This is a genomic window from Ruegeria alba (assembly GCF_022321465.1).
Taxonomy (GTDB): domain Bacteria; phylum Pseudomonadota; class Alphaproteobacteria; order Rhodobacterales; family Rhodobacteraceae; genus Ruegeria_B; species Ruegeria_B alba.
The window spans coordinates 145,567-170,438 of record NZ_JAKOEM010000003.1 but is presented as its reverse complement, the minus strand read 5'-3'; the positions used below and the strand labels follow the sequence as shown (position 1 = coordinate 170,438).

General features: G+C 66.7%; 26 protein-coding genes and 2 riboswitches. Of the genes, 5 read left to right on the top strand and 21 right to left on the bottom strand.

Going from position 1 to position 24,872, the window contains the following annotated elements:
• Positions 1 to 10 precede the first annotated feature (10 nt).
• Together MB818_RS06455 and MB818_RS06450 are read left to right on the top strand one after the other, a co-directional pair.
• Positions 11 to 961 carry a LysR substrate-binding domain-containing protein gene (locus MB818_RS06455; protein ID WP_238904479.1) on the top strand — a complete coding sequence of 317 codons (951 nt, stop codon included), beginning with the start codon at positions 11 to 13 and terminating at the stop codon, positions 959 to 961.
• 55 nt (positions 962 to 1,016) lie between these two features.
• On the top strand, positions 1,017 to 1,373 hold the full coding sequence (locus tag MB818_RS06450; RefSeq protein ID WP_234138878.1) for a DUF1636 family protein: 357 nt from the start codon (positions 1,017 to 1,019) through the stop codon (positions 1,371 to 1,373).
• Here the strand turns inward: MB818_RS06450 and MB818_RS06445 are convergent.
• The 9 genes from MB818_RS06445 to cbiE form a co-directional block, all read right to left on the bottom strand.
• Positions 1,361 to 1,855, bottom strand: coding sequence for a hypothetical protein (locus MB818_RS06445; protein WP_234163084.1), 495 nt, complete (start codon positions 1,853 to 1,855; stop codon positions 1,361 to 1,363). The two genes, MB818_RS06450 and MB818_RS06445, sit on opposite strands and share 13 nt — an antisense overlap.
• 63 nt (positions 1,856 to 1,918) lie before the next feature.
• Positions 1,919 to 2,617, bottom strand: coding sequence for a CbtA family protein (locus MB818_RS06440; RefSeq protein WP_238904478.1), 699 nt, complete (start codon positions 2,615 to 2,617; stop codon positions 1,919 to 1,921).
• A 3-nt stretch (positions 2,618 to 2,620) separates the two neighbouring features.
• On the bottom strand, positions 2,621 to 2,791 hold the full coding sequence (locus MB818_RS06435) for a CbtB domain-containing protein (protein WP_234138881.1): 171 nt from the start codon (positions 2,789 to 2,791) through the stop codon (positions 2,621 to 2,623).
• 35 nt (positions 2,792 to 2,826) lie between these two features.
• Positions 2,827 to 3,037: riboswitch (cobalamin riboswitch) on the bottom strand.
• Between the two features lie 43 nt (positions 3,038 to 3,080).
• Complete coding sequence (gene cobF / locus MB818_RS06430) at positions 3,081 to 3,824, bottom strand: precorrin-6A synthase (deacetylating) (RefSeq protein ID WP_238904476.1); 744 nt, start codon at positions 3,822 to 3,824, stop codon at positions 3,081 to 3,083.
• Positions 3,817 to 4,545 carry a uroporphyrinogen-III C-methyltransferase gene (gene cobA, locus MB818_RS06425; protein ID WP_238904475.1) on the bottom strand — a complete coding sequence of 243 codons (729 nt, stop codon included), beginning with the start codon at positions 4,543 to 4,545 and terminating at the stop codon, positions 3,817 to 3,819. Before cobA ends, cobF begins: the two co-directional genes overlap by 8 nt.
• Positions 4,542 to 5,867, bottom strand: coding sequence for a cobyrinic acid a,c-diamide synthase CobB (locus MB818_RS06420; RefSeq protein ID WP_238904473.1), 1,326 nt, complete (start codon positions 5,865 to 5,867; stop codon positions 4,542 to 4,544). The genes cobA and MB818_RS06420 overlap by 4 nt, the downstream gene beginning before the upstream one ends.
• Entirely contained in the window at positions 5,854 to 6,648 is a 795-nt protein-coding gene (gene cobM, locus MB818_RS06415) for a precorrin-4 C(11)-methyltransferase (RefSeq protein WP_234216994.1), read from the bottom strand. The genes MB818_RS06420 and cobM overlap by 14 nt, the downstream gene beginning before the upstream one ends.
• Positions 6,645 to 7,013 (bottom strand): cobalamin biosynthesis protein, encoded by a 369-nt coding sequence (locus MB818_RS06410; protein ID WP_234138886.1) that lies wholly within the window; start codon positions 7,011 to 7,013, stop codon positions 6,645 to 6,647. The genes cobM and MB818_RS06410 overlap by 4 nt, the downstream gene beginning before the upstream one ends.
• Entirely contained in the window at positions 7,010 to 8,209 is a 1,200-nt protein-coding gene (gene cbiE, locus MB818_RS06405) for a precorrin-6y C5,15-methyltransferase (decarboxylating) subunit CbiE (RefSeq protein ID WP_238904471.1), read from the bottom strand. The genes MB818_RS06410 and cbiE overlap by 4 nt, the downstream gene beginning before the upstream one ends.
• Between cbiE and MB818_RS06400 the strand changes: the two genes are divergently transcribed.
• Positions 8,208 to 8,960: a cobalt-precorrin-6A reductase gene (locus MB818_RS06400; RefSeq protein WP_238904469.1), complete on the top strand. Its 753-nt coding sequence runs from the start codon at positions 8,208 to 8,210 to the stop codon at positions 8,958 to 8,960. The two genes, cbiE and MB818_RS06400, sit on opposite strands and share 2 nt — an antisense overlap.
• Here the strand turns inward: MB818_RS06400 and cobJ are convergent.
• From cobJ to MB818_RS06360, 8 genes are all read right to left on the bottom strand, one after another.
• The gene (gene cobJ / locus MB818_RS06395; protein ID WP_238904467.1) at positions 8,933 to 9,685 is read right to left on the bottom strand and encodes a precorrin-3B C(17)-methyltransferase; all 753 of its coding nucleotides are present in this window, start codon (positions 9,683 to 9,685) and stop codon (positions 8,933 to 8,935) included. The genes MB818_RS06400 and cobJ overlap by 28 nt on opposite strands.
• Positions 9,682 to 10,410 (bottom strand): precorrin-2 C(20)-methyltransferase, encoded by a 729-nt coding sequence (locus tag MB818_RS06390; RefSeq protein ID WP_238904465.1) that lies wholly within the window; start codon positions 10,408 to 10,410, stop codon positions 9,682 to 9,684. The genes cobJ and MB818_RS06390 overlap by 4 nt, the downstream gene beginning before the upstream one ends.
• Entirely contained in the window at positions 10,407 to 11,036 is a 630-nt protein-coding gene (locus MB818_RS06385; RefSeq protein WP_234138891.1) for a precorrin-8X methylmutase, read from the bottom strand. The genes MB818_RS06390 and MB818_RS06385 overlap by 4 nt, the downstream gene beginning before the upstream one ends.
• Complete coding sequence (locus MB818_RS06380) at positions 11,036 to 12,163, bottom strand: ferredoxin-like domain-containing protein (protein ID WP_238904463.1); 1,128 nt, start codon at positions 12,161 to 12,163, stop codon at positions 11,036 to 11,038. The genes MB818_RS06385 and MB818_RS06380 overlap by 1 nt, the downstream gene beginning before the upstream one ends.
• The gene (cobN, locus tag MB818_RS06375) at positions 12,160 to 15,453 is read right to left on the bottom strand and encodes a cobaltochelatase subunit CobN (RefSeq protein ID WP_238904461.1); all 3,294 of its coding nucleotides are present in this window, start codon (positions 15,451 to 15,453) and stop codon (positions 12,160 to 12,162) included. The genes MB818_RS06380 and cobN overlap by 4 nt, the downstream gene beginning before the upstream one ends.
• A gap of 9 nt (positions 15,454 to 15,462) precedes the next feature.
• Positions 15,463 to 16,518 carry a cobalamin biosynthesis protein CobW gene (cobW, locus tag MB818_RS06370; RefSeq protein ID WP_234138894.1) on the bottom strand — a complete coding sequence of 352 codons (1,056 nt, stop codon included), beginning with the start codon at positions 16,516 to 16,518 and terminating at the stop codon, positions 15,463 to 15,465.
• 3 nt (positions 16,519 to 16,521) lie between these two features.
• Entirely contained in the window at positions 16,522 to 16,896 is a 375-nt protein-coding gene (locus MB818_RS06365) for a DUF1636 family protein (RefSeq protein WP_234138895.1), read from the bottom strand.
• 91 nt (positions 16,897 to 16,987) lie between these two features.
• Positions 16,988 to 17,204, bottom strand: a riboswitch (cobalamin riboswitch).
• Positions 17,205 to 17,276: 72 nt separating this feature from the next.
• Positions 17,277 to 18,161, bottom strand: a complete 885-nt coding sequence (locus MB818_RS06360; protein ID WP_234143441.1) for a LysR substrate-binding domain-containing protein — start codon at positions 18,159 to 18,161, stop codon at positions 17,277 to 17,279.
• Between the two features lie 219 nt (positions 18,162 to 18,380).
• On the opposite strand from MB818_RS06360, the gene MB818_RS06355 reads away from it, so the two are divergent.
• Entirely contained in the window at positions 18,381 to 19,343 is a 963-nt protein-coding gene (locus MB818_RS06355) for an NAD(P)-dependent oxidoreductase (RefSeq protein WP_234138897.1), read from the top strand.
• Positions 19,344 to 19,407: 64 nt separating this feature from the next.
• Here MB818_RS06355 and MB818_RS06350 read toward each other — a convergent pair whose 3' ends face one another.
• Together MB818_RS06350 and MB818_RS06345 are read right to left on the bottom strand one after the other, a co-directional pair.
• A complete protein-coding gene (locus tag MB818_RS06350; protein ID WP_234138898.1) occupies positions 19,408 to 19,752 on the bottom strand; it encodes a DUF427 domain-containing protein in 345 nt (114 codons plus the stop codon).
• A 90-nt stretch (positions 19,753 to 19,842) separates the two neighbouring features.
• Complete coding sequence (locus MB818_RS06345) at positions 19,843 to 21,633, bottom strand: aminopeptidase P family protein (RefSeq protein ID WP_238904460.1); 1,791 nt, start codon at positions 21,631 to 21,633, stop codon at positions 19,843 to 19,845.
• A 109-nt stretch (positions 21,634 to 21,742) separates the two neighbouring features.
• Between MB818_RS06345 and MB818_RS06340 the strand changes: the two genes are divergently transcribed.
• Positions 21,743 to 22,111, top strand: coding sequence for a hypothetical protein (locus MB818_RS06340; protein ID WP_234143444.1), 369 nt, complete (start codon positions 21,743 to 21,745; stop codon positions 22,109 to 22,111).
• Here the strand turns inward: MB818_RS06340 and MB818_RS06335 are convergent.
• Both MB818_RS06335 and MB818_RS06330 read right to left on the bottom strand, forming a co-directional pair.
• On the bottom strand, positions 22,089 to 23,300 hold the full coding sequence (locus MB818_RS06335) for an alpha/beta hydrolase (protein WP_238904458.1): 1,212 nt from the start codon (positions 23,298 to 23,300) through the stop codon (positions 22,089 to 22,091). The genes MB818_RS06340 and MB818_RS06335 overlap by 23 nt on opposite strands.
• A gap of 6 nt (positions 23,301 to 23,306) precedes the next feature.
• Entirely contained in the window at positions 23,307 to 24,497 is a 1,191-nt protein-coding gene (locus MB818_RS06330) for an alpha/beta hydrolase (RefSeq protein ID WP_238904456.1), read from the bottom strand.
• Between the last annotated feature and the right edge of the window lie 375 nt (positions 24,498 to 24,872).

Genomic DNA, 24,872 nt, shown 5'->3' with positions numbered 1-24,872 from the left:
CGCAAAAACCATGAACCGCACCCAGATCCGCATCGTCGAGCGCGTGTTGACCCGGCTCAAGCTGAAACAGCTGCGCCTGCTGGTCGCCGTGGGCGAGCGGCATTCGATCCTGCATGCGGCGCAGGCGCTGAACATGTCCCAGCCCGCCGCCACCAAGCTGATCAAGGATCTGGAGCTGGATTTCGACGTGCAGCTGTTCGACCGCACCAATCGCGGCATGGTGCCCACCGTGTTCGGGGCGGCGCTGATCCGGCATGGCAAGCTGATCCTGGCGCAGATTTCCCATGCAGCCCAGGAACTTGACGATCTGAACGAGGGCAATGGCGGGCGCGTGGTGGTGGGTACGCTGTTGGCCGCCTCGGCCGAGTTTTTGCCCCGCGTGCTGACCCGGCTTCTGACCGACAAGCCGGGGCTGGTGGTGAAACTGGTCGAGGGCACCAACGAGGTGCTGATGCCGGCGCTGCGCTCGGGCGATGTCGATCTGGTGGTGGGGCGCTTGCCGATGCACCGGCACCGGGCCGAGATCGTGCAGGAGAGGCTGTTCGACGAAGAGGTGATATGTGTCGCCCGGAGTGACCACCCGGTACATCGCCATGCCGCGCCCGCGCTGACCGACCTGATGGAATACCCCTGGATCCTGCCACCGGCGGAAACCACGTTGCGCCGCCAGCTGGATCAGGTCTTTGTCGACCTGGGCGGTGGTGCGCCGCCCTATGCGGTGGAATCGGTGTCGTATCTGGCCAATCGGGGCCTGTTGGTGGGGTCGGACATGCTGGCGGTGATGCCCGCGCATGTGCCGCGCCACGATATCAGCGCCGGAACACTGTCACGGGTCGACTGGCCGGTGCCGATCCCGATCGGGCCGGTGGGCGTGTCGATGCGCAAATCTGCCAGCCTGTCGCCCTCGGTCGCCGGGGTGCTGGATGCGCTGCGGATAGAGGCCGCGCAAATGGCGCGTTGAGCTTGCCTCGGCGGACCCGATGCGCCACATCTGCCGCACCGATCAAGGAGACACCATGAGCGACATGCGCCTTTCCCTTTGCTCCAGCTGTCAGGGTGAGCGGGACCGCGACCAAGGGGCCGAGCGTGCCGCCGTGTCCGACGCGTTGGCGCGCGCTGGGCTCAGCGGGCGGGTGGAGCTGGTGGAGCATGCCTGTTTCGGCGCCTGCGCCACCCCGGTGGCGCTGGCCCTTCAGGGGCCGGGGCGGGCTAGCTATGTGTTCTCGGACCTCGACGTGGTGGCGGATGCCGACGATATCGCCGCCACCTGCCGTGTCTATCTGGACAGCCCCGGAGGCTGGATTGCCGATGCCCGTCCCTGTGGACGGTTGCGGCAATGCCTGCTGGCGCGAATCCCGGCCTATTCCACCTGAACCGTGACCACGGCCTCGACCGGAATGCCATCGACCATCAGCGGGCTGTGGCTGTTGGCGTTCAGCGAGACCTTCACCTCGACCGGACCTTTGGGCAGGTCGGGGATATGCATCCATTCGCTGTAAAGCCGGGCCAGTTTCACGTCGTTGACATAGACATGGGCATGGCCTTCGCCCGGCACGTCACTGGCCGAGGCGTTTTCGGGGGCAAAGCGGAAATTCTGCGGGCTTACATGCAGGTTCCAGCCCGACATCGGATCGCGGGTCAGTGCCACGGACACACCGGGTGCGTCGGGGCCTGCGGGCAGATGGGTGGCCTGGGCGTGGTCGTGGCCGCCTTGTGCCGTGTCATGGGCGCCATGCTGGGCCGCGTCGCCGTGGTCATGACCGTCAAAGGTGACACCATAGGCCGCCGCGGTGACGAAACCGGCACCGCCACCAAAGACAAGGCCGATGGCGAAGAGAGCGAGAGAGCGGGACATATCAGTCTCCTAGCAAAGGAAAACCCCGCCGGACGGGTCCGGCGGGGCATATGGGTCGACGGATCAGGCGTGCGCTTCGGCGCGCTTGCTCTCGGTCTGCCAGAAGTAACCGGCGAAACCACCCAGCAACACCCAGGCTGCCATCCCGACACCAAAGGCGCGGGCGGCAAACAGGGCGCCCAGTTCGGTCGGCACCGGGCCGGCAAAGCTGTCAGGCTCGGGCGCGCCGATCAGATGCGGCGCCATCAACAGCAGCGCGGCGGCGCCATAGGCCATCAGGTTGCCGCCGAAGGCGATCAGCCACATGGCGATACCCGCCGCGGCCACGGTCGCGGTCCACCAGATCTGGCGGGCGGTGATATCGGTATAGGACACACCGGGCACCTCGGGCGCGAGGCTCAGTCCGGGCGCGAAGTGAAAGGTGATGAACCCGGCCAGACCCCAGAGCAGACCGGCGCGCGCGGTGACCGCATGACCCATCCCCTCGGACACCGACATCAGGGCGACCATCACCACCGCATAGCCGGTATAGGTGAGCATTGCAAAAACGACCGTCAGCGCATCGCGCATCGGATCGGCGAACATGCCGGGCAGGTCGGGCTGGGCACTTACCGCCTCGGCGCCGAAATGCACCAGTTCGCCGGTTTCATACAACTCGGCATGCAGCAACACGGGCTGCACGAACAGAAACTGCAGCAAGGCGGCAATCAGCCCTGCTGCAGCGCCAGCGAACAACGCGCTGGTCAGAATGCGACTGAACATGGTTCAGTGGCAGGGAAAGCCGGTTGCGTGGCGCACGTCGTGGGCGGCGTCATGCAGCGCGGATGCCTGCACATGGCCCGCCAGGGTCACGATGCCCAGGCCCAGGATCACGGCGAACAGAGCCGGCAGGATCGCGGAACCGGTGGCCGATGCCTTGAGTGTTTTGGTCGTCATGTCATTTCCTCCTTGCCGCCGCACCCGACGGCCGGTGTTTCATTACCTGTCTGGCAGGTCTCCTGGCTCGCGGGTCGGTGCCTCTGTTCGCCTTCCCCCCGGAGCGAACCCGGGAGTGGCTGGTTGAACAGAGGCTCACCGCTTACAGTCGCGGGGGCGGCTTTGGCCTGAACCGACGGGCGGTCGCACCAAATTCCCTCTTAGCATCCGGATTGCTCCGGCAGGACCAGACCCCTCCATTTAGCCGCGAACGCGCATCCGGCGCAATCGTCATTTGCGACCTTTCCGGTCAGTTTTCGCGCTTTTTCAAAAGATAGATATCCATGATCCAGCCGTGATCGGCACGGGCGCGGGCACGGGTTTCGACGATTTCGCCCGCCATCTCGGCCAGTGGTCCCGCCACCAGAATCTGTTCCTCCATGCCCACATAGGCGCCCCACCAGATGTGGTAATCGGACATATCCAGCGCCTGGAACGAGCATTCGCCGTCCAGCATCACGGCCGCGGTATCCACCGCGGGCGGCCAGCCTTCGTCGCGCAGGCGCCGCCCGGTGGTGACCAAGAACGGTGCCCCCAATGCGTTGACCGGAATGCCATGCGCCGCCGTCAGCGCCTGAAGCGCGGTGATGCCGGGAATCACCCGTACCCTGGGTTGCGGATCGAGCCGCGCCGCGATTCGCAGCGAACTGTCATAGAGCGACGGGTCGCCCCAGATCAGCAGCGCCACCCGCGCCGCGTCGGGGTGGTCCTCCATCGCCGCCTGCCAGCGGAGCGCAATGGCATCGTGCCACTCGTCGACACCCTTCAGATACCCATCCTCGGCGCGGCGCGCGGGGATGTCGAAATAGGCGATCTGCGGCGGCGTGTCGGTGGCGTCAGTGATGATGCGCTCGCGCAGCCCGGCCAGATCGGATTTCCCCGCCCCCTTGCGCGGGATCAGGATCAGATCGGCGGCGCGAATGGCGGCGATGCCTTCGCGGGTGATGTGGTCGGGATTGCCGGTGCCGATTCCGATCAGGAGAAGCTCAGTCATCGCCGAACTCCGCCAGCGGACCATACAGGATCAGGGCGGGTGCGGTGCCGATCTCCGCTGCCAGCCGTTCGGCCAGTTCACCCATGGTGGCGCGGGTCAGGCGCTGTTCAGGGGTCGAGACGCTTTCGGCCATCAGCGCAGGCGTCGAACGTGGCAGGCCATGCGCCTCAAGCGCATCCAGCAGCAGTGGAAAGGTGCGCTTGCCCATGAACACGACCGTGGTGGCCTGCGGGTCTGCCAGTGCGGGCAGGTTCAGGTCGGGGGGCAATTGCCCGCTGACGTCATGGCCGGTGACGAATTGCACCCGCCGCGCGGTCAGTCGTCGGGTCAGCGGGATGCCCGCCGCCGCCGCCGCCGCCACCGCCGAGGGGATGCCGGGGATGATCTCGTATCCGATCCCGGCCGCGCGCAGCGCGACCAGTTCCTCCTCCAGCCGGCCAAAGAGACCGCCATCGCCGGATTTCAGCCGCACGACATGCGCGCCGGTCTGGGCATAATCCACCAGCAGGCGGCTCACATGGTCCTGTTTGGGCGAGGCGCGGCCCGCCCGTTTGCCCACCCCCACCAGATCGGCATCCGCGCGCGCATGGGTCAGGATCGGACCGCTCGACAGATCGTCGAACAGCACCGCATCGGCCTTGCCCAGCCGATCCACCGCTTTCAGCGTCAACAGGTCCGGGTCGCCCGGCCCCGAGCCGACAAAGGAGACAAAGCCGCTCATGATCCCGCCTCTGCGATCAGGTGAAAGAAGGTGCCGGTGACATTCCCGCGCACGGACCCGGTTTGCGGCCCCTCGACGCCTTCGGCATCGAACACACGGGCCAGCGGCGCGTCGGGTTGTTCCAGGATCGAGGAATAGTGGAACTCGTGCCCGCGCAGGGTGGTGCCGGTGCCATAGCCGGGCAGGGGCGCCAGCAGTTCGGCCCGGCGATAGCCCAGGTTGAACTTGCGCTTTTCATACGAGGTGACGAGGCCCAACAGACCCGCCATCCGGTGGCGGGTGCCATCCTTGTCGATCAGCGCCTCACCCAATGCCATGTAGCCGCCGCATTCGCCATGCACGGGCCGGGTTTCGGCATGCCGTCTCAGCCCCGCGCGAAAGGTTTCGGCGGCGGCAAGTGTGCCCGCATGCAGTTCGGGATAGCCGCCGGGCAGCCAGACCAGATCGGCATCGGGTGCGGGGGCCTCGTCAGCCAGCGGCGAAAACGGCAGGATCTCGGCGCCGCCCGCGCGCCAGCCTTCCAGCAGATGCGGATAGGTGAACGAGAACGCGGCGTCCCGCGCCAATGCGATGCGCTGGGCCGGGGGCGGCGGCAGCGCGGTCGACGATGGCCCATTGGGGCCTGAGGAGACCGCTGCCCCCTTGATCGCCTCCAGATCCACATGGTCGCGCAGGAAGGCGGCATAGCCCGCGATGGCGGCCTCCAGGTCGGGGTGTTCGACCGCCTGAATGAGGCCCAGATGCCGCTCGGGCAGGGTCAGGTCGCCGCGCCGGGGCAGCACGCCCAGAACCGGCAGGCCCGCGCGCTCCATTCCCAGCCGGGTCAGCCGCTCGTGCCGGGGGCTGGCACAGCGGTTCAGGATCACTCCGGCAAAGGGCAGGTCGGGGTTGTACATCCGGAACCCCAGCGCGGTCGCCGCCGCCGATTGCGCCTGTCCGCCCACATCGAGAACCAGCACTACCGGCCAGCCCATCCTGAGCGCGGTTTCGGCGCTCGACCCGTGGCCGGTTTCGCCCGGTTTCGCCACGCCGTCGAACAGGCCCATGGACCCTTCGGCCACCACGATATCGGCGCCCGACGCCTGCGCGGCCACAGCATCCAGCAGACCCTTGCCCATCGCCCAGCTGTCGAGGTTGAACGAGGCCCGTCCCGCCGCCGCCAGATGAAAGGCGGGGTCGATATAGTCCGGTCCGCTCTTGAAGGGTTGCACGGTCAGCCCATCCTCGGCCAGCGCGCGCAACAACCCCAGCATGACCGTGGTCTTGCCGGTGCCCGAGGCCGGGGCCGAGATCATCAGGCCGCGGGGGTTAGTCATCGCCATGGCTCCAGCTCGACCAGGGGCTGTCGGCGCTTTGCGGCCGGTAACGGCGGTCGTATTCGCGGGAATAGAGGCAGCTTTCGTCGAACCCTTCGCCCTTCAGCACCGGCCCCACCAGGATCAGCGCGGTGCGCGAGATGCTTTCGTCCAGCGCCTCTTTGAGCGTCTCCAGCGTGGCGCGGATGATCCGCTCGTCGGGCCAGCTGGCACGATAGACCACCGCCACCGGGCAATCGGCGCCGTAATGCGGCACCAGATCGGCGACCACCTTATCCAGATTGCCGATCGACAGGTGGATGGCCAGCGTGGCGCCGGTACGGGCGAAATTCTCCAGGCTCTCGCCCTCGGGCATTGACGAGGCGCGACCGGGCGTGCGGGTCAGTACCACCGATTGCCCCAGACCCGGCAGGGTCAGCTCGGTCCCCAGCGCGGCGGCGGCGGCGGCAAACGAGGGCACGCCGGGCGTCACGCTGACCGGGATGCCCATCTGTTTCAGCCGCCGGATCTGCTCGCCCATGGCCGACCAGACCGACAGGTCGCCCGAATGCAGCCGTGCCACATCCTGGCCTGCCTTATGCGCAGCCTCGATCTCGGCCATGATCTGATCCAGATCCATCGGCGCGGTGTTGACGATCCTGGCCCCCTCGGGGCAATGGCTCAGGATCTCCTCGGGCACCAGCGACCCGGCATAGAGGCAGACCGGGCAAGAGGCGATGATATCGCGGCCACGCAGGGTCAGCAGGTCGGCGGCGCCCGGTCCGGCGCCGATGAAATGAACGGTCATGTCTTGTCTCCGATGGCGAGGGCGCAGGTGGCGCGCCGGTCGTCCGATATCTGTCTGGGGGTGATCAGCCGCGCGCCCGGCCCGGCGGCGACCAGTGCTGCGGCCTCGGCCACGCTGCCGGTGCCATAGCTGGCGCGGCTTTGCGGCGAGCAGGTGAGGGTGCGCTGCCCTGCAAGTTCAGCGGCGGGGATCAGGTGCAAGGGTAGGGCGAGTTCCTCAGCCAGCGCCTCCAGCGCCGGGTGCCCGGCCTTGTCGGCAACGGTGGCGAGCGCGGCCACCGCCTGTCCGGCGGCGGCCTTGTCATAGGCCGCGCGCAGGCTGACCGCCTCAGCCGTGGTTGTGAAACCCAGTCCCGCGACGATCATAGCGTGACGCTCCACTGCACCACCGGATAGGCCGATTTCCAACCCCGGCGCGGCCCCAGCGGAGCAGCCTGCGCCAGTTCGATCCGCAGCAGATCGCCGCCCTTGTCGGCCTGCCATTGCGCCAGCAAAGCCTCGCTTTCCAGCGTCACCGCATTGGCGACAAGCCGGGTGCCGGGGGGCAGTTGCGCAAAGAGCCATTCCAGCAGTGACACGCTGAGACCGCCACCGATAAACACGGCATCGGGCCGCGCAAGGCTACCCAGAACCTCGGGCGCGCTGCCCTCGACCACGCGCAGGTGGTCCTGACCCAATGCGTCGGCATTGGCGCGGATGCGCGCGGCGCGGCCGGCGCGGGGTTCGACCGTGGTGGCGCTCAGCGTCGGATCGCTCATCAACCACTCGATCCCGATCGAGCCACTGCCGCCGCCGATATCCCACAGGTGTTCGCCCCGTTGCGGTGCCAGTGCCGAAAGCGTCAGCGCCCGCACCGGGCGCTTGGTGATCTGTCCGTCGGTGTCAAAGATCGCGTCGGGCCTGCCGCTGGCCTTTGGGATCGCGGCGCCATCCCCCGCCACCTCGATGCCGACACAGACCGGGTGGGCAAAATCGCCCGCCTGCGCCTCGGTCAGAGACAGCGCTTGCACGCGCTCGCGCGGCCCCCCCAGCGCCTCCATCACATGCAGGCGGCTGGTGGTAAAGCCGATCCGGTCCAGATAGCGCGCCAGTTCGGTGACCGCCGCGCCGTCGCGCAGCAGGACCAGCGCGCGCAGGCCGGATGCCAGATGCGGGCGCAACCGGGTCAGCGGGGCAGCGTGCAGGCCAAGCGTCAGGGTCTTCTCCAGCGGCCAGCCCAGTCGCGCTGCCGCCAGCGAAAAGGTCGACGCTCCCGGTAGTGCGCGCCACTCGCCCGCATTGAAATGCCGGGCAATGACCGCGCCCGCGCCAAACCAGAACGGATCGCCCGAGGCCAGCACCGCGACACGGCGTCCGCGCAGCCCGACCAGAATCTCCAACCCGTCGGCATAGGGGACAGGCCAGGCGATGCGCTCTTGCGGTCCCTCGGGCAGCAGCGACAGGTGCCGGGGCGGCGCCATGATCACATCGGCCGCGTCCAGGGCTTGACGGCTTGCGGGTGGCAGGCCATCCAGTCCATCCTCGCCCATGCCGATCACGCTCAGCCACGGAGCATCAGACATGTCCCACCTCCTGATCCTGGGCGGTACCACCGAAGCGAACGCCTTGGCGCGCGCCGTGGCAGACACGGGCCTGCGCGCGACCTATTCCTATGCCGGCCGGGTCGAGGCGCCGCGCGAGCAGCCGATCCCGGTGCGGGTCGGCGGATTCGGTGGTGTGACCGGTCTGGTGGATTTCATTCACAGCAACAACGTCACGCATCTTGTTGATGCGACGCATCCTTTTGCCGCGCAGATGAGCATCAATGCCTACACTGCCTGCGCCCAAACGGGCACGCCGCTGGCCGCGCTGACGCGGCCCGCCTGGCAGCCCGTCGATGGAGACAACTGGCGCCACGTTCGCGATATCCCTGCCGCTGTAGCCGCACTCGCGGGGACGCCGCAGCGCGTGTTTCTGGCGGTTGGACGGATGCATCTGGACGACTTTGCCGCCCAGCCGCAGCACGACTATCTGCTGCGTCTCGTCGATGCACCCGGCGGTCCGCTGCCCTTGCCCAAGGCGCAGGTCGTGGTGTCGCGGGGGCCCTTCAAAAGAGAGGGAGACAAGGCCCTGATGCAACAGCATAAAACGCAGCTTGTAGTCAGCAAGAACGCAGGCGGAGCGGGCGCGCGGGCCAAGCTGGACGCGGCGCGCGATCTGGGCCTGCCGGTGCTGATGATCGACCGCCCCGTTCTGCCCCCCCGGATCGAGCTTGCCACCCCCGCCGATGTGCTGCGCTGGCTGCGTCATTCCGGCGTGAACCTCGGCGTGTAAACGATTGGTGCGCCATCTCTTTCGATGAGACGGGTGCGTGACGATCCCACCAGAACCACGGTCTGCATATCGGCCATCTCGGGTGTCGCCTCGGCCAGCTGCGTGACACGCAGCGCCTCGTCCGGGCGCGACACCGCGCGGGCGAACAGGATCAGCCGCTCAGGCTCACATTCCTCGCGCAGGATTTGCAGCGTCTTTTCAAACCCTTCGGGCCTGGACTTCGAGCGCGGATTGTAGAAGGCCATGGCAAAATCCGCCTGTGCGGCCAGCCGCAAGCGGTGTTCGATCAACGGCCATGGCTTCAGGTTGTCGCTGAGATTGATGCAGCAGAAATCATGGCCCAGCGGCGCGCCAGCGCGCGCAGCAGCGGCGAGCATGGAGGTGATGCCGGGCAGCACCTGAATATCCAGATCGCGCCATGCGCGCGGCCCAGAGTCCACCGCCTCGAACACTGCCGAGGCCATGGCGAACACGCCGGGATCGCCCGACGAGACCACGACAACCCGGTGTCCCTCGGCAGCCATCTCCAGCGCGTGGCGCGACCGGTCGATCTCGACCCGGTTGTCGCTGGCATGCAGCGTCAGGCCGGGCCGTTCAGCCACCCGCGCGACGTAGGGAATATAGCCCACCACATCGGTGGCCTCGGCCAGCACCGCCGTCACCTCGGGCGTCACCAGTGCCTCGGCGCCCGGGCCAAGTCCGACAATCCGCAGCCAGCCGCTCATGGCCGCCGCCCCTGGCCATGCACGATGATGATCGAGAAATAGGGCGTGATGCCGGTGCATTTCTCGGACAGGCGCGAGACCTGCTGATTGGCCATCTGGGCGTATTCGACGATCCAGGCGCGTTCGAACAGACCGGAGGTCTTGAGCGCGCGCACCACCTTGTCGAGGTTGCGGCCCAGCTTCATCACCACCAGCGCGTCGGTTTCGGCCATGCGGGCGGCCAGCACATCCTCGGGCAGGGTACCGGGCAGCACGGTCAACACATCGTCGCCCCAGGTGATCGGGGTGCCGGTTGCGGTCCAGGCGCCGGACATGCCGGTGATGGCGGGGATCACCTCGACCGGGACCAGATCGCGCAGGCGCGTATAAAGATGCATGAACGAGCCGTAGAAGAACGGGTCACCCTCACACAGGACAACCACATCCTCGCCCGCGTCCGCCAGCGCGCGCAGATGGGCGGCGGCACCCTCGTAGAACTCGGACAGCAGCTGGTTATAGCGGGGGTCGGTGACCGGGATCTCGGTCGTCACCGGGTATTCCATCGGAAACTCGACAGCGGCCTCGGGGACCATGCCGTTGACGATCTTGCGGGCCTGACCGCTGCGGCCGGGCTTGCGGAAATAGGCCACGTGGCGGGCGCCGCGCAGCAGGCGGTCGGCCTTGACGCTCATCAGGTCGGGGTCGCCGGGGCCCAGGCCCAGACCGTATATGGTGCCCGCGCTCATTCGGCGCGGCTCGCGATGGCGTTGATCGCCGCAACGGTGATGGCGCTGCCGCCCAGTCGGCCCTTGACGATGCAGCAGGGCACCGGCTGGGCCTCCCACAGGGCGTCTTTCGACTCGACCGCGCCGACAAAACCCACCGGGCAGCCGATGATCGCGGCGGGGCGGGGGCAGTCGGGGTCCTCGAGCATGTTCAACAGGTGAAAGAGGGCGGTGGGCGCATTGCCGATCGCCACCACGGCGCCCGCCAGGTGAGGACGCCACAGTTCCAGCGCGGCGGCCGAGCGGGTATTGCCCATCTCGGTGGCCAGCGGGCGCACGCGCTCGTCATGCAGGGTACAGATCACCTCGTTATCGGCCGGCAGGCGAAACCGGGTCACGCCCTCGCTGACCATGCGCGCATCGCAGAGGATCGGCGCGCCCGCCTCCAGAGCATCCCGCGCGGCGCTGACGAAGCCGGGCGAGAAATGCACGAACTCCTCCAGCCCGACCATGCCGGCGGCATGGATCATCCGTACCGCGACCTGTTCCTCGTCCGCGTCAAAGCGGGCGAGATCGGCCTCGGCCCGGATGGTGGCAAAGGACTGTTTGTAGATCGCCGCTCCATCGGTTTCGTATTCATAGGGCATCAGGTCAGGTCCATCGTCTTCAGTGTTTCGGGTGTCAGGCCGCGTTGGCAGGGCTCATCCCCCGCGCGGCCCTGTTTTACAAGGTCAAATTGCCCGCCATTCCCGACAAGCGTGATATCGGCGCGTCCCATCCGGGCGCAGCCCTTGGCGCAGCCCGAGACATGCAGGCTGCCGCTCACGCGCCCGGCCAGGGCGCGGGCCAGATCGCGGGTCTCGGCCTGGGCCTGCGGGCAATAGGGCGCACCGGGGCAGGCGTCTGTAGTTAGAAGAGGGTCGCCGGTGCGGGTGACGAAATCGGCGGCGGGGATGGCCCGAGCGCCTTCCAGCAGGATCAGCCGCCAGGGGGTGACGCGCAAAGCGACCGCGCCGCTGTCGCGCAAGAGCGCAGCCAGCGATTGCGCGGGCAACTGACCAAAGGCCGCACCATAAAGCGGGCCAAGTGTGGTGTCACCGGGCGCAAGCGGTTCACCAACCGGCCCCGTTTGCGTGCCCTGCCAGATCGCCGGCAAGCGTTCGGCCCGCACCAGCCGCGCCATGCGGCGGGTGTCGGGGGTAAACCGGTCAGCAAACCAGCGCGCCAGTTCGATCAGGCGATCAATCGCCTCGCCCTCGGTCACTTCGCGCCCCGTGGCCATGCCATCGGCGCGCAGGATCAGGCCATTTCCGCCGGTTTCCAGCCGGATATCCGCCGAGTCCCCGCTCAGCAGGCGGCCCGCCCCGGTGTCGATGGCAAAGCCGAATTTCGCCGGCAGCGCGGGGAGTTCGCCCAATCGCGCCGTCAACTCGCATCCCAGCCGGTCGGTCATGTCGCCGTCGCGGTAAAGCGGAGAGAACAGGATGTTGCGCCGTACCTCGATCCCCGGTTCACCGTCCAACAGGTCAAGCGCCGCCAGTTCCGCCAAGAGCGGCTGATGATCCGCCTCACCCACCCCGCGCAGTTGCAGGTTGGCGCGGTTGGTCAGGTCGATGGTGCCATTGCCGAACCGGTCTGCCAGCACGCAAAGACCCAGCGCCTGCGCCACGCTCAGCCGGGCGAGGCGCGGGCGCACCCGCACCACCAGCCCGTCGCCCGACATCATCGGGCGATGCGCGCCGGGGCACCAGCCCTGTACGATGGGTGCGGTCATGCCAGCCCCTCCAGATCGGCCCGGATCGAGTTGCGCCTGGTCTGCCACAGACCCGCCTCGTAGAGCGCGCGGAACCGGTCCAGCATGGCCTGATAGGCCTGCGGATTGGCCTCTTGCAGGAAGGCCGCGACCTGCGCGTCTCCCAAAGTGGCATCGTGGTAGAGGTCAAAGAGATGCGGCGCCACGCTGTCGGCCAGATGCGCGAACGAGGCCATGTGGTCGAGCGTCGCCGCGATCTCGGCGGCGCCCCGGAACCCGTGCCGCATCATGCCCGCGATCCAGCCGGGATGGGCGGCGCGGGCGCGCACCACGCGGGCGATTTCCTCGGGCAGGGTCCGGGCGCGCGGGGTGTCGGGGTTGGTGTTGTCGAGGTGATAAAGTTGCGCGGTGCCCCCTGTCACCCGTTTGGCGGCGGCAAAGCCTGCCTCATGCGTGGCATAGTCGGCGGCCAGGAGAAGGTCGGTCTCGGCCAGGTCCTGCAAATGCACGAACCCGTCGGCCTTGGCGACGCGGTCGCGGATGCCCTCGGCATCGCGGGCGATGTTCTCGCCCTCGAGCGCAAAGGAACTGGCCGCCAGCCAGGCCTCTCCCGCCTGTTGGCGGGCCTCGTCCGTATAGGTCTCGGGCAGGTGGCCCATGCCCAGCCCATAGCTGCCCGGCGCCGGGCCATAGACGCGGGCGGCGGGCGCGTGTCCGGCATAGGGGTTCCAGTCGGGCGCCTCGTCACGCGCGCAAAGCGCGCGCACCGCCTGACCGAAGAGCGCCGAAAGGGTCGGAAACACGTCGCGGAACAGGCCCGAAACGCGCAGGGTCACGTCGAGCCGGGGCCGGTCCAGGTCGGTGATCGGCAGCACCTCGATCCCCGAAACCCGCTCGGACCCCTGATCCCACACCGGTTTTACACCGAGCAGATGCAGCGCCATAGCGAATTCCTCGCCCGCCGTGCGCATGGTGGCCGAGCCCCAGAGATCGACGATCAGCCCCTTGGGGTAATCGCCTTCTTCCTGCAAATGCCGCCGCACCAGTTCCTCGGCCAGCTTCACGCCCTGCGCATAGGCCGCGCGGGTGGGGACCGACCGTGGATCGGTGGTATAAAGGTTGCGCCCCGTGGGCAGCACATCGGTCCGCCCCCGATAAGGCGACCCCGACGGCCCCGCCGCGATCCGCTTGCCCGCCAGCGCGTCGATCAGCGCGCGCGCCTCGCCCTGCGCCGAAGGAGCGGGATCGAACGGGCCGCTGACCTCGGGCAGGCGGCCATAGACATGCAGCCCGTCGCCATACTGGCTTTCCTTCACGTCGCAGACAAAGCGGTCGATGCGGGTGATCGCCTCGGCGGTCGAGGTGGCGCGATCAAGGCCCAGATCGTCTTCCAGCCCCAGCGCCTGCGCCTCGGCCCGGATATCTCCCTGCAAGCGGTCGCGGCGCTTGGGGTCCAGCCCGTCGGCATTGGAAAACTCGTCCAGCAGTGCTTCGAGTTGCACCATCCGGTCCGGCGTGCCGCTGCTGCGCAGGGCTGGGGGGATATGGCCCAGCGTCACCGCGCCGATGCGGCGCTTGGCCTGTGCGGCCTCGCCCGGATCGTTGACGATAAAGGGATAGATCACCGGCAGATCGCCGATCAGCACCTCGGGCCAGCAGGCCCCCGACAGCGCCACCGCCTTGCCCGGCAGCCATTCCAGCGTGCCATGGGCGCCGATATGGATCAGCGCATCGGTCCCCAGCGCCTGCCGCAGCCAGAGATAGAAGGCGACATAGCCGTGGCGCGGAGTGCGGGAGAGGTCGTGATAATCGTCATCGCGCGCCTCGGGCGTGCCCCGTTCCGGTTGCAGGGCGACCAGCGCCTTGCCACGCCGGATGGCGCGAAACTGCAAATTACCTTGCGAAAATGCCGGATCACTTTCGGGCTCACCCCAGACGTCTTGCAGATTTTGGCGCAATTGTGGCGGAAAGCTGGCCAAAGCTTTGCGGTATTCCGCGATTGGCCACGAAATCGACACATTTTGCAGGTCTTCCGCAATCGGTTGCCCTGATGCGACGCCGTACCCTTCATCCTGCAAATCACTCAGGATCGCCTCGGCCGAGGCCAGCGCGTCCAGACCCACCGCATGGGCCATCTGCCAGTCCTTGCCGGGATAGGTGGACAGAACCAGCGCCAGCACCCGCTCGGCAGCGGGTTTGGCCGCCAGCCGCAGCCAGCCCGACACCCGGTTCACCACCGCCTCGATCCGGTCGGGTTCTGGGCGGTGCGCGAAACGGGAATACTCCAACTCCGGGTCGCGTTTGCCCGGCTCCTTGAACGAGATCAGGCCTGCGTCGATGCGCCCGTCGACCTCGGGCAGGACCACATGCATGGCCAGATCTGCAGGCGACAGACCACGCTCGGCCTCGGCCCAGGCCTTGCGGCGCGAGGTGGCCAGCGCCACCTGGAACACCGGTACACCGGCGGCATCAAGCGGCGAGGCGCCATTGGCGCCCTTGCCGGAGAAAGAGGTGGCATTGACGATGGCCGCCGGGGCCAGCCCCTGCATCTGCCCGGCAATCCAGTCGGCAGCGGCGGGCGCCTTCAGTGAGGGCGCGAACATGCCCATCGCCTGAAACCCACGCGCGCGAAAGGCGCGGATCAGCGCCGCGACCGAGGCCGTGTCGGCCGAAGTCAGGTAGGCGCGGTAAAAGGTCACCAGAATGCGCGGGGCGTCGCCCTCGAACACGGTCTCGGGGGCGATCACGCCGCGCTCGGGGCACCAGAACCCGCATTCGGGTAGTATCTTTGACCCGACCACTGGCCCGGCATAAAGCCCGGTCGCCAGAGCCATCTGTGCCAGTGCCGCCTGCGCCGCCACCTCGCCGCCGGTATCGCACAGATGTTGCAGCCTCCGCAGGGTGGACACTGGCAGGGTGGAAAAGGCGTCAAGGCGCGTATCCTCGCGCCCGTCCGCCGGCAACACCGCCAGCGCCAGCCCCTTTTCCTGCGCCAGCGCCAGCACCTGTTGCAGCCCATAGGCCCAATAGGGCACCCCGCCGATCAGCCGGATCAGAATGCCCTTGGCCCCTGACAAGGTATTTTCCACATAGGTATCGACCGACAGAGGATGCTTGAGTGCCGTCAGGTTGGCCAGTCGTAGGGTGGGCATTCTGCCCACCGTCCCGCCGCCGCGATGCCAGCCCGCCGCAAAAGCCCCCAGGTCGCTGTCCGAGAACGACAAAACCACCAGATCCGCCGGGCTCTGGCCCAGGTCGGTCGGGGTCTCGGTCTCTTCCAGCCCGTGGCTTTCGCGGAAAACGACATGCATGGCGTGTGCTTACTCCGCAGGCTCGGAAACGCCGGTCAGGATGGCACGGATCGCGATCGGGTCGATGTCGTGATGCTCGGCGATCACCACCATGCGCGAGCGGCGCTCCTCTCCGGGTTGCCACGGACGGTCATACTGGTGGCGCACCCGCGCGCCCACCGCCTGCACCAGCAGGCGCATGGGCTTGCCCGCAACGGCGGCATAGCCCTTGACGCGCAGGATGTTCAACTCGTTGGCCAACCGTTCGATCCGCGCGACCAGCTCCGCCGGGTCGGCCTGTTCGGGCAGTTCCACCACGATGCTTTCGAAATCGTCATGCTCGTGATCGTCATGGCCGTCGTGATGGCTGGGGCGGGCGTCCATGTCGTCCTCGGCGGCGGCGCCAAGGCCCAGGATCACCCGCACATCCACCGCGCCCTCGGCCACCTCGACCACCGGCAGCGGGCGGGGGGCCTCGGCCGCGATCACTTCGCGCGCGCGGGCCACGCCGTCGGGGCCGGCCAGATCGGGCTTGGTCAGCAGGATGATGTCGGCGCAAGAAATCTGATCCTCGAACACCTCGGACAGGGGCGTTTCATGGTCGATCGAGTCGTCTGCCAGCCGCTGGGCATCCACCGCCGCGACATTGGGCGCGAAGCGGCCTGCCGCCACCGCCTCGGCATCGGCCAGCGCGATGACGCCATCCACGGTGATCTTGGACCGGATATCGGGCCAGTCGAACGCCTTCAAGAGCGGTTTCGGCAGCGCCAGGCCCGAGGTCTCGATCAGGATGTGATCGGGGCGCGGCTCCAGCGCCATCAGCGCCTCGATGGTAGGAATGAAATCATCGGCCACGGTGCAGCAGATGCAGCCATTGGCCAGTTCCATGATGTTTTCCGCCGGGCATTCCGGGATGGCGCAGCTTTTCAGGATCTCGCCATCGACGCCAACATCGCCAAACTCGTTGACCACCACGGCCAGCCGCTTGCCCTGCGGGTTCTGCATCAGGTGGCGGATCAGCGTGGTCTTGCCCGAGCCGAGAAAGCCGGTGATCACGGTAACGGGGAGTTTTTCAAGGGTGCTCATGGCTCAGGCTCCGATCGGGGGGATGCGCGCGGCGCAGTTCTTGCGGAAATGGACGGGACGCTCGCGCCAGGGCACCAGCCCGTCGGCGGTGGCGTGATACTTGGTGACGCCCTCGACGATGGTGGCCACGTCGTCGGCCTCGTTGAGGTTCTCATAAACAAAGGTCCAGCGCGCCGGGCCGCCGCGCAACACGATGGAACAGCCCTGATCGCAATTGGACAGGCATTCGACCGGCCTCACGGTGACCCCTTCGGGCAGTTCGGCCGCGCTCAGCGCGCGGTGCAGCAGGGCGCCGGGGCGCTGGGCATCGTCCTCGACCGGCAAACCGCGGCGGCAGGTGGTGCAGACCAGCAGTTCGACTGGTGCAGCTTCGGTCATGTCTCTCATCCCCCCTCGTCTGGTGCGGGGGACGGGGCTTGCGCGGGCCACGCTCTCGGACATGGACCCGACACCGGAACACCCCGTCCGGTCTTGTCTTCGGGTGCTGGCAGGTCTCCCGGCTTGCGGATGTCAGGGTCTTGCCCTGTCGGGCGTCCCGCCTTCCCGGCCAATCGGCCAGTGGCTTGGGCACCCTCTCCGGTCACGGTCGCGGGGGCGGCTGCGCTTGACGTCCGGCCTTGGGGCCGATCCGCTGGCGCATTCCCTTTTCATCCGGTTTCCCGGACACCAACAGGGCGGACATGCGGCATGGGCAGGGGCCTTGTCAAGCGCGCTTGGCGGTGCGCCTGAGGGGGCAGGGGAAAAGCGACCTCTGACGTTCAGCCAGCGGCATCCGCCGCCAGCCGCGTACGCAGCCAGTCGAGATAGAGCTGTGCCGGGGCCCCGGGCGCGGCGGCGCGTTCAGGCCGAACCAAGTAATGCGCCTGCGAAAAGGGAATCGGCGGTCCCGCCAGCCGAAGCGGAGCCCCCTGGGCGATGGCGCCCTGGGCAAAGCGGGTCAGCACGATGGCCAGCCCGGCACCCGCCATCACCAGTTGCAGCGCCGCGACGGTGGTATCGACTGAATAAAGGCTGCCGCCGGTCGGAGCGGGCAGGCCCTGCGCCGCGAACCAGCGCGGCCAGTTGTCCTCGTAACCCAGGATGTGGATCAACTGGTGCGCCTGTAACGCCGCGAGGGGCTGCTCCGGCGCCCCGGCCCGGACCACCGGCACGATGGTCTCATCGCAGAGCTTCTCGGTCACCAGCCCTGCCCAGTCGCCGCGCCCCAGCCGGATATCCACATCCACGCCGCCCGCCGCCGGACCGTCATCCCAGATGTTCGAAACCAGCCGGACCGGGATGCCGGGATGATCGGTGGCAAAATCAGGCAGGGTGGCGGCCAGCCAGTAGGTCGCCGAGGAGATCGGCGCACGGATGCGCAGGATGCCGCGCCTGGCCGGGCCGAACAGGCTGGAGGTCGACAACGCCACATCCGCCAGCGCCTGCCGCACCGACAGCGCATAGCTGCGCCCCAGCTCGGTCAGGCCCAGCCGCCGGGCGGCGCGCGTGAAGAGCGGCTCGCCCAGTTCCGCCTCGAGCGAACGGATATGCAGGGATACGGCGGTCTGGGTCAGCCCCAATTCGCGCGCGGCCTCGGTGAAGTTCAGATGGCGCGCGGCGGCCTCGAACGTCCGCAGCCAGACCGGGTTGGGCAGGCGGGCCATCTCAGCGTGGCTCGGGACCGAGGATCGGGGCGGGGCCCAGAAAATTCAAATTTTCTGGGACAAAATTTCCGGGGAAATTTTGTCGGCTGCGCTGGTTCGACATCCATCACCAAAAAATTCATGGCATCTTTCGATTTTTTATTCGTTTCTCTTGGCTAAATCCAGCTTTCATACTGCGCGCGAACCATGACCCCGGCAGGACCGGCAAGGGAGGACGCAATGAAAGTAGGCTTTATCGGACTGGGCAATGTGGGTGGCAAGCTCTCGGGCTCGCTCCTGCGCAATGGCATCGACCTGACGGTGCACGATCTCAACCCCGATCTTGTCGCGGGTTTCGTCTCGCGCGGCGCCAAGGCGGCTGAAGGGCCGGCGCAGATGATGCGCGATTGCGACGCGGTGATCACCTGTCTGCCGTCGCCCGCCGCCAGTGCCGCGGTGATGGAGGAGATGTTGCCCGAGGTCGGACCCGGCAAGATCTGGATGGAAATGTCCACCACCGACGAGGCCGAGGTCAAACGGCTGGGTGAACAGGTGATCGCGCGCGGCGGGGCCGCGGTCGACTGCCCGGTCTCGGGGGGCTGTCACCGGGCCGATACCGGCAATATCTCGATTTTCGCGGGCTGCGACCGGGCCACGTTCGAGCGCATCCTGCCCTTTCTGACCGTCATGGGCCGTCGCATCCTGCATACCGGACCGCTGGGCAGCGCCTCGGTCCTGAAGGTGATGACCAACTATCTGGCCACCGCAAACCTGCTGACCTGCTGCGAGGCGCTGGTGACGATGAAGGCCGCCGGCATGGATCTGAACACCACCTACGAGGCGATCAAGATCAGCTCGGGCACCTCCTTCGTGCACGAGACGGAAAGCCAGGTGATCCTGAACGGCAGTCGCGACATCAACTTCACCATGGACCTGGTGAAAAAGGATATCGGCCTGTTTCAGTCGATTGCCGACCGCACCGGCGTACCGCTGGAAATCTCGCCGCTGATGATCAGCATCTTCGAGGACGGGATCGCCCGCTATGGCATGCGGGCCCAGTCCGACGACATCATCCGCCGCCTGGAAGAGGCGACCGGCCTCGACATCACCGCGCCGGGCTTTCCGCCCGAGATGGTGGACGACGAACCCGAAGAGCCGGGGTACGAGGTGGTTCCGCAGGGGCTTGTGCGCGCGGCAGGCTAAGGGGCACGTCCCAAAAGGCACGACGCCGTGCAGGAGCAAGGTCCTGCACGGCGTTTCTTTTCGTTCAGATCTGTTCCACCTTGACGCTGTCGCTCAGCACAAAGGCCAGATGGCCCTTGATCCGCTCCATCGCGGGCAGCGGGTCCTCATAGCTCCAGACCGCGTCCTTGGTCACCGAAGACCGGTTGACGATCGAGTAATAGCTGGCATCGCCCTTGTGCGGGCAATGGGTGGTTTTGTCGCTGCGGTCCAGGAAGGCCATGGCGATATCGGCGCGCGGGAAATAGATCACCGGCGGCAGATCGCCCTCGCTCAGTTCCAGCGCGTTGCTGCTTTCGCCCAGGATGGCGCCGCCCGACCGGACGCTCCATTTGCCCGGCGCCTTGCGGATGGTGATGTGATCGCTCATGTTCCGTTTCCTTCCCCGTATCTCGTATCTCGTATCTCGTATTTTTCGGTCCGGCGGCGAGTGTTGCCCCGCCGGTGTAACAGCCGCGTGTCAAAGCGGCGCGGTTGCGGCATCCAACCACATCCGCGTCTCGGCGCCCAGACGTGGACCGATCTTTGCCGCGACGTCGGCATGATAGGCGTTCAGCCAGTCGCGTTCCTCAACCGTCAGCATCTCCGCGACGATCAGCCGCCGATCAATCGGGACATAGGTCAGGGTGCGCCAATTCAGCATGGCGCGCTCTGCGTCGCCACCGGGCAGGGGGGCGGCCTCTTGCACCACCACCAGGTTCTCGATGCGGATGCCGAATGCGCCCTCGCGATAATATCCCGGCTCGTTCGACAGGATCATGCCCGGTTCCAGCGGCACGTGGCTGACCCGTGCCAGCCGCTGCGGCCCCTCATGCACGCTCAGATACGCACCGACGCCATGCCCGACCCCGTGGTTGAAATCCTGTCCCGCCAGCCACAGAGGCAGCCGCGCCACGCATTCGATATCGCGCCCCGCCAGCCCCACGGGCCAGCGCAGCATGGACATGGCGATCATGCCTTTCAGCACCCGCGTGAAACAGGTTTTCTCCTCGTCCCCCACGGTGCCGATGGCGATGGTGCGGGTGATGTCGGTGGTCCCGTCCAGATACTGGCCGCCGCTGTCCAGCACCAGAAGATGCCCGTCCTCGAGACGGCTGTCGGTCTCCTCGGTCACCCGGTAATGCATGATCGCACCATTGGGCCCGGTGCCCGCGATGGTCTCAAAGCTGATATCCTGGAGCGCGTTGTCACGGCGGCGGCAGGCCTCCAGCTGGCTGACCACCTGCGTTTCAGTCAGGCTGCCGGGCTCTTGCGCATCGAGCCAGGCCAGCAGGTCCACCATCGCGGCCCCGTCGCGCAGATGTGCCTCGGCGGCGCCTGCGATCTCGGCGGCGTTTTTGCGGGCCTTGGGCAGGGCGCAGGGATCCCCCCCCTTGGCCAGCCGGTGTCCCAGCCGATCTGCGACAATCTGCGGTACCGTGCTCAGGTCAACCCGCACCGGACCTGCCAGTGCCTCTACCGCATCAAGAAACGCATCCGGCTCGTACTGCGTCACCATCGGCCCCAGATGCTCCTCCAGACCGGTCAGCTTGGCCGCTGCCATGAACAGGTCGACCCGCCCGTCGTCATGCAGGATGGCAAAGCCATGTGCCACCGGGTTGCGTGGAATATCGGCGCCGCGAATGTTCAACAGCCACATGATCGAATCCGGCAGGGTGATCACAGCCGCCTTCTGGCCGGCGCTGCGCAGGTCCTCGGCCAGCCGCGCCGCCTTGTCGGCGGCGGTTTCACCTGCGAATTCCAGCGGATGCACCTTGACCGGTTCCATCGGTGGGCTGGGTTGATCCGGCCAGATCCGATCCACCAGATTGTCGCAGCGCACCAGTTCGATCCCGCTGCCCTTCAACTCGCTTACCGCGGTGCGGATCTGACCGGCTGCATGCAGCCAGGGATCGAACCCCACACGCCCGCCCTGCGGCAACTGCTTCTTGAGCCAGTCGGTCAGGCTTACATCGGGCCAGGGAACGGGTGTAAAGACATCAGACACCTGCGCCTTGACCTGAGTACGATAGCGCCCGTCGATGAACACGCCCGCCGCATCCTTGAGCGCGGCGCAGAACCCGGCCGAGCCGGTAAAGCCGGTGAGCCAGGCCAGACGCTCGTCATGGGCGGCGACATATTCGCCCTGATGCGCATCCGCGCGCGGCACCAGGAACCCGCTCAGAGCCTCGGCCTCGATTTCGGCGCGCAGGCGCTCCAGCCGCGGTGGCCCCTGTTCCGGGCGGGCGGTCACCTCGAAGCTCTGGTACATGCTGCGCCTCCGTGTTGCTGTTGCCGCGAAAGGTGCGGCGTGGAACCGGAAATGTCCAGCACCTCCGCGACGCTCTTGTGATGCGCGCGACTTGGCCTATCATGCCGGCATGATCCGTTTGCCTGCCCTGATTGTCCTTGCCAGCCTTGCCCTGCCGCTTGCCGCGCAGGAGGAAAAGCGGCCAACACCCGAGATCGCCCGCCGCAATGCGGCCGATGCCATCGGCAAGAAGCTTGCAAACCCGGCAAATCCCGGACAGGCGCGGGTCTCGCGGCTTGTCAAGCAAGGCGATACGATCAAGCTTTGCGCCACGTCGGATGCCCGCAATGCCCGAGGTACCTATATCGGTCGCGACTATTGGGAGGTCACGCTCAGCGCGGATGGCGAGACCGTATTGAGGACCCGGAACGTTACCGGCCTGTTGTCCCACTGTTATGGGGCCGATTACAAACCCTTCAGGGAAATGCTGGGCGAGTGACCCCTTGGGCGGGCGACCGTTCCCGTTCCCCAAGGAAACCCAACAAGGTCGATTGATATTCGTCCCAGACCGCATTGCCCGGTATCGGGATGTGGTTGGCGGTTTCCAGCACCATCAGTTCGGCCCCTGGAATGCCAGCCGCCAGTTTCTGTGCCTCGGACAGCGGATGCACATTGTCATGCCGGGCATGGATGATCAGGGTCGGGCATCGCACCTGGGGCAACAGCGGCAACAGCGAGACATCGTGGATCGCCGCCCGAACCTTCAGCATGGTCTCGCGCGACGAAGCATTGATCATGTTGCGCGCCATGTCGTGGATCGCCTCCAGCGGACCTTCGGGAAAATAGCTCAGCATCATCGCCGAGACGAAACTGATCTCCTGCGCGGTCCAGCCCTCGGTGACCAGCGAATGCATCACGTCGGCCTTCAGGTCGGGGTTTCGCCTCCCGCGCCCTTCGGCATAGCCGCCGACAATGGCCAGGCGGCTGACCCGCTCGGGGTACTTGACCGCAAAGCGCAGCGCCGACAGAACGCCGCCGGATTCGCTGTAGAGCGCGAACCGTTCGAACCCCGCCGCATCCGCTGCCAGCTTCAGGTTCTCGGCCAGGGTATCGAACGAGAATTCCTCCAGCGCCCGGTCCGACCGCCCGAACCCGATCGGATCGAACCGCAACAGGCTGTGGCGCTCGGCAATTGCATCGAACATCGCCCGTTCCGAGGGCGTGTTCCACTCTGCTTCCAGATCGGTGGTGTTGTAGCCGCCGCGCACCACCGGTGGGCCGGCTCCGATGACGGCATATGCCAGCGACTTCCCCTCCGCCGTGCGTGTGTACCGGATGCGCTGCACCATGTGGGCAGGCCGGAGCAGGGCAGGCGGCGTGTCCGCCGTCACCTCGGCTACGAATTTCAGCCCCCGCCGGGTGACCGTCTGAATGATCCGTTGCGCCTTGCCATCGTCACCCACCGCCTTGCGTGCCGCCGCGATGCGGGCGCTGATCGCGCTTTCCGAAACGATGCGCCCGTTCCAGACCTCGGCCAGGATTTCATCTCGGGTCACCAGCCGTCCGGGATTGCGCGCCAGCAGGTGTAACAGGTCGAATACCTGCGGCTCGACGGCAATCTCCTCGGCGTCCCGAACCAGCGTCAACTCGTCGGTATCCAGCAGGCAGTTGGCAAAAGCATAGCGCATGGCGGTCTAGCCCACCCCCGCCGCAAGGAACCGGGTCAGCGTTTCCAGGTAGGTGTCATAGGCCGCATTGCCCTGCCAGGGAATGTGATTGGCGCAGTCGAGCACCACCATTTCCGCATCCGCGATGCCAGCGGCCAGCTTGCGGGCCTCGGAGAGTGGATGAACCGCATCGTGGCGGGAATGCAGGATCAGCGTCGGACAAGTGATCCGTGACAGGAAGTCCAGGCTCGAATGATGATTGATCACGTGGCGGTGGCGCAGGTCATGTTCTCTGGTCGCCGAATCCAGCATCATCCGGGCATAGGCCCGGACGGAGTCCAGTGGCCCTTCGGGCTGATATGCCAGCAGGAAGGCTTCGAAAAAGGTGCTATCCGACCGCGACCGCGCGGTTTGCAACATGGCTTGCAAGGGTTCGGCCTCCTTGCCATCCGCATTGTCGCGCACCGCGCGCCCTTCGGCATAGGCGCCCATCATGGCCAGACGTGTTACGCGTTCAGGGTGATGCGCTGCGATGTAAAGGCCCTGAGCACAACCACCGGATTGGGAATAGAGCGCGAACCGGTCGAGCCCCAGCGCGTCGGCAAGGCACAGGACATCTTCGGCCTGCTCATCAATCGTGGAACGATCGGACCGGGGGTCGGATTGCCCCGAACCAATGGCGTCGAACCGGATCAGCGCGTTTTGGCGTGACAAGGCTTCGAAGCGATGACGTTCGAAAGGCAGCCGCCACTCCGCGGCAATATCCGAACGTGTTTGGCCGAGCAGGATCACAGGAGGGCCGGGACCCGAAACCGAATAGGCCATGGAATGTCCGGTGGGCAGAATGATGTAACGAATGCGTGGCTCGTCTGTCCTGTCCCCGGTCGCCATGGGGGCGGTCTCGTGGGTTCGTTCCGTGACCTCGGTCACCATCTGCAACCCCCGCCGGGCGATTGTACGGATGACCCGCTGTGCCTTGCCGTCGTCGCCTACGGCTTTGCGCGCGGCGGCGATGCGGGCGCTGACGGCGCTTTCCGAGACGATGCGCCCGTTCCAGACCTCGGCCAGGATTTCGTCACGGGTGACCAGCTGCCCGGCATTGCGTGCCAGCAGGTGTAGCAGGTCGAATACCTGCGGCTCGACGGCAACCGGCGCATCGCCCCGCATCAAGACATGCCGCCCGGTATCCAGAACGCAATCGCGAAACACATAGCGCATGGTGAATTAACACCCCGCTTTCGGTGTTTCGGCAAGCCCCAAGCAAAAAATAAGGATTCAGGCAGGGGTTTCCCAAGGCTGTCTGAAAGCGCCGCGCGCCCGATGCTGCCATGCTGGGAACACAACAAGGAGACCTGACATGATCCTGCATACCGATACCGCGCTTCTCAGCCACCGCCCTGTCCATCTGCAACCGCCGAGTGAGGAAGAAAGGACGGCCGCCCGATACGTGACACCGCGTCGGACCGCAAAAGCTTGGCGGGCAGGACGGATCGCCCGACTGTTCGCCTTTCGGCGTCTTGTCAGCCTGTCTTGACGGGCTGAGGGGGGAGACGGACCCTGTGCTTCTTTCTGGTCGGAAATACTCCCGCCGGA

Coding starts and splice junctions, on each gene's coding strand:
- MB818_RS06400 (WP_238904469.1), top strand. CDS start 8,208: ATGTCCCACCTCCTGATCCTGGGCGGTACCACCGAAGCGAACGCCTTG.
- cobF (WP_238904476.1), bottom strand. CDS start 3,824: ATGACTGAGCTTCTCCTGATCGGAATCGGCACCGGCAATCCCGACCAC.
- MB818_RS06385 (WP_234138891.1), bottom strand. CDS start 11,036: ATGCCCTATGAATACGAAACCGATGGAGCGGCGATCTACAAACAGTCC.
- MB818_RS06380 (WP_238904463.1), bottom strand. CDS start 12,163: ATGACCGCACCCATCGTACAGGGCTGGTGCCCCGGCGCGCATCGCCCG.
- MB818_RS06390 (WP_238904465.1), bottom strand. CDS start 10,410: ATGAGCGCGGGCACCATATACGGTCTGGGCCTGGGCCCCGGCGACCCC.
- MB818_RS06335 (WP_238904458.1), bottom strand. CDS start 23,300: ATGCGCTATGCTTTTGCCAACTGCCTGCTGGATACCGACGAGTTGACG.
- MB818_RS06410 (WP_234138886.1), bottom strand. CDS start 7,013: ATGATCGTCGCGGGACTGGGTTTCACAACCACGGCTGAGGCGGTCAGC.
- cobW (WP_234138894.1), bottom strand. CDS start 16,518: ATGAGCACCCTTGAAAAACTCCCCGTTACCGTGATCACCGGCTTTCTC.
- MB818_RS06345 (WP_238904460.1), bottom strand. CDS start 21,633: ATGTACCAGAGCTTCGAGGTGACCGCCCGCCCGGAACAGGGGCCACCG.
- MB818_RS06330 (WP_238904456.1), bottom strand. CDS start 24,497: ATGCGCTATGTGTTTCGCGATTGCGTTCTGGATACCGGGCGGCATGTC.
- MB818_RS06440 (WP_238904478.1), bottom strand. CDS start 2,617: ATGTTCAGTCGCATTCTGACCAGCGCGTTGTTCGCTGGCGCTGCAGCA.
- MB818_RS06455 (WP_238904479.1), top strand. CDS start 11: ATGAACCGCACCCAGATCCGCATCGTCGAGCGCGTGTTGACCCGGCTC.
- MB818_RS06450 (WP_234138878.1), top strand. CDS start 1,017: ATGAGCGACATGCGCCTTTCCCTTTGCTCCAGCTGTCAGGGTGAGCGG.
- MB818_RS06445 (WP_234163084.1), bottom strand. CDS start 1,855: ATGTCCCGCTCTCTCGCTCTCTTCGCCATCGGCCTTGTCTTTGGTGGC.
- cobA (WP_238904475.1), bottom strand. CDS start 4,545: ATGAGCGGCTTTGTCTCCTTTGTCGGCTCGGGGCCGGGCGACCCGGAC.
- MB818_RS06360 (WP_234143441.1), bottom strand. CDS start 18,161: ATGGCCCGCCTGCCCAACCCGGTCTGGCTGCGGACGTTCGAGGCCGCC.
- MB818_RS06420 (WP_238904473.1), bottom strand. CDS start 5,867: ATGGCGATGACTAACCCCCGCGGCCTGATGATCTCGGCCCCGGCCTCG.
- cobN (WP_238904461.1), bottom strand. CDS start 15,453: ATGCATGTCGTTTTCCGCGAAAGCCACGGGCTGGAAGAGACCGAGACC.
- MB818_RS06350 (WP_234138898.1), bottom strand. CDS start 19,752: ATGAGCGATCACATCACCATCCGCAAGGCGCCGGGCAAATGGAGCGTC.
- cobJ (WP_238904467.1), bottom strand. CDS start 9,685: ATGAGCGGCTGGCTGCGGATTGTCGGACTTGGCCCGGGCGCCGAGGCA.
- MB818_RS06435 (WP_234138881.1), bottom strand. CDS start 2,791: ATGACGACCAAAACACTCAAGGCATCGGCCACCGGTTCCGCGATCCTG.
- cbiE (WP_238904471.1), bottom strand. CDS start 8,209: ATGTCTGATGCTCCGTGGCTGAGCGTGATCGGCATGGGCGAGGATGGA.
- MB818_RS06365 (WP_234138895.1), bottom strand. CDS start 16,896: ATGACCGAAGCTGCACCAGTCGAACTGCTGGTCTGCACCACCTGCCGC.
- MB818_RS06355 (WP_234138897.1), top strand. CDS start 18,381: ATGAAAGTAGGCTTTATCGGACTGGGCAATGTGGGTGGCAAGCTCTCG.
- cobM (WP_234216994.1), bottom strand. CDS start 6,648: ATGACCGTTCATTTCATCGGCGCCGGACCGGGCGCCGCCGACCTGCTG.
- MB818_RS06340 (WP_234143444.1), top strand. CDS start 21,743: ATGATCCGTTTGCCTGCCCTGATTGTCCTTGCCAGCCTTGCCCTGCCG.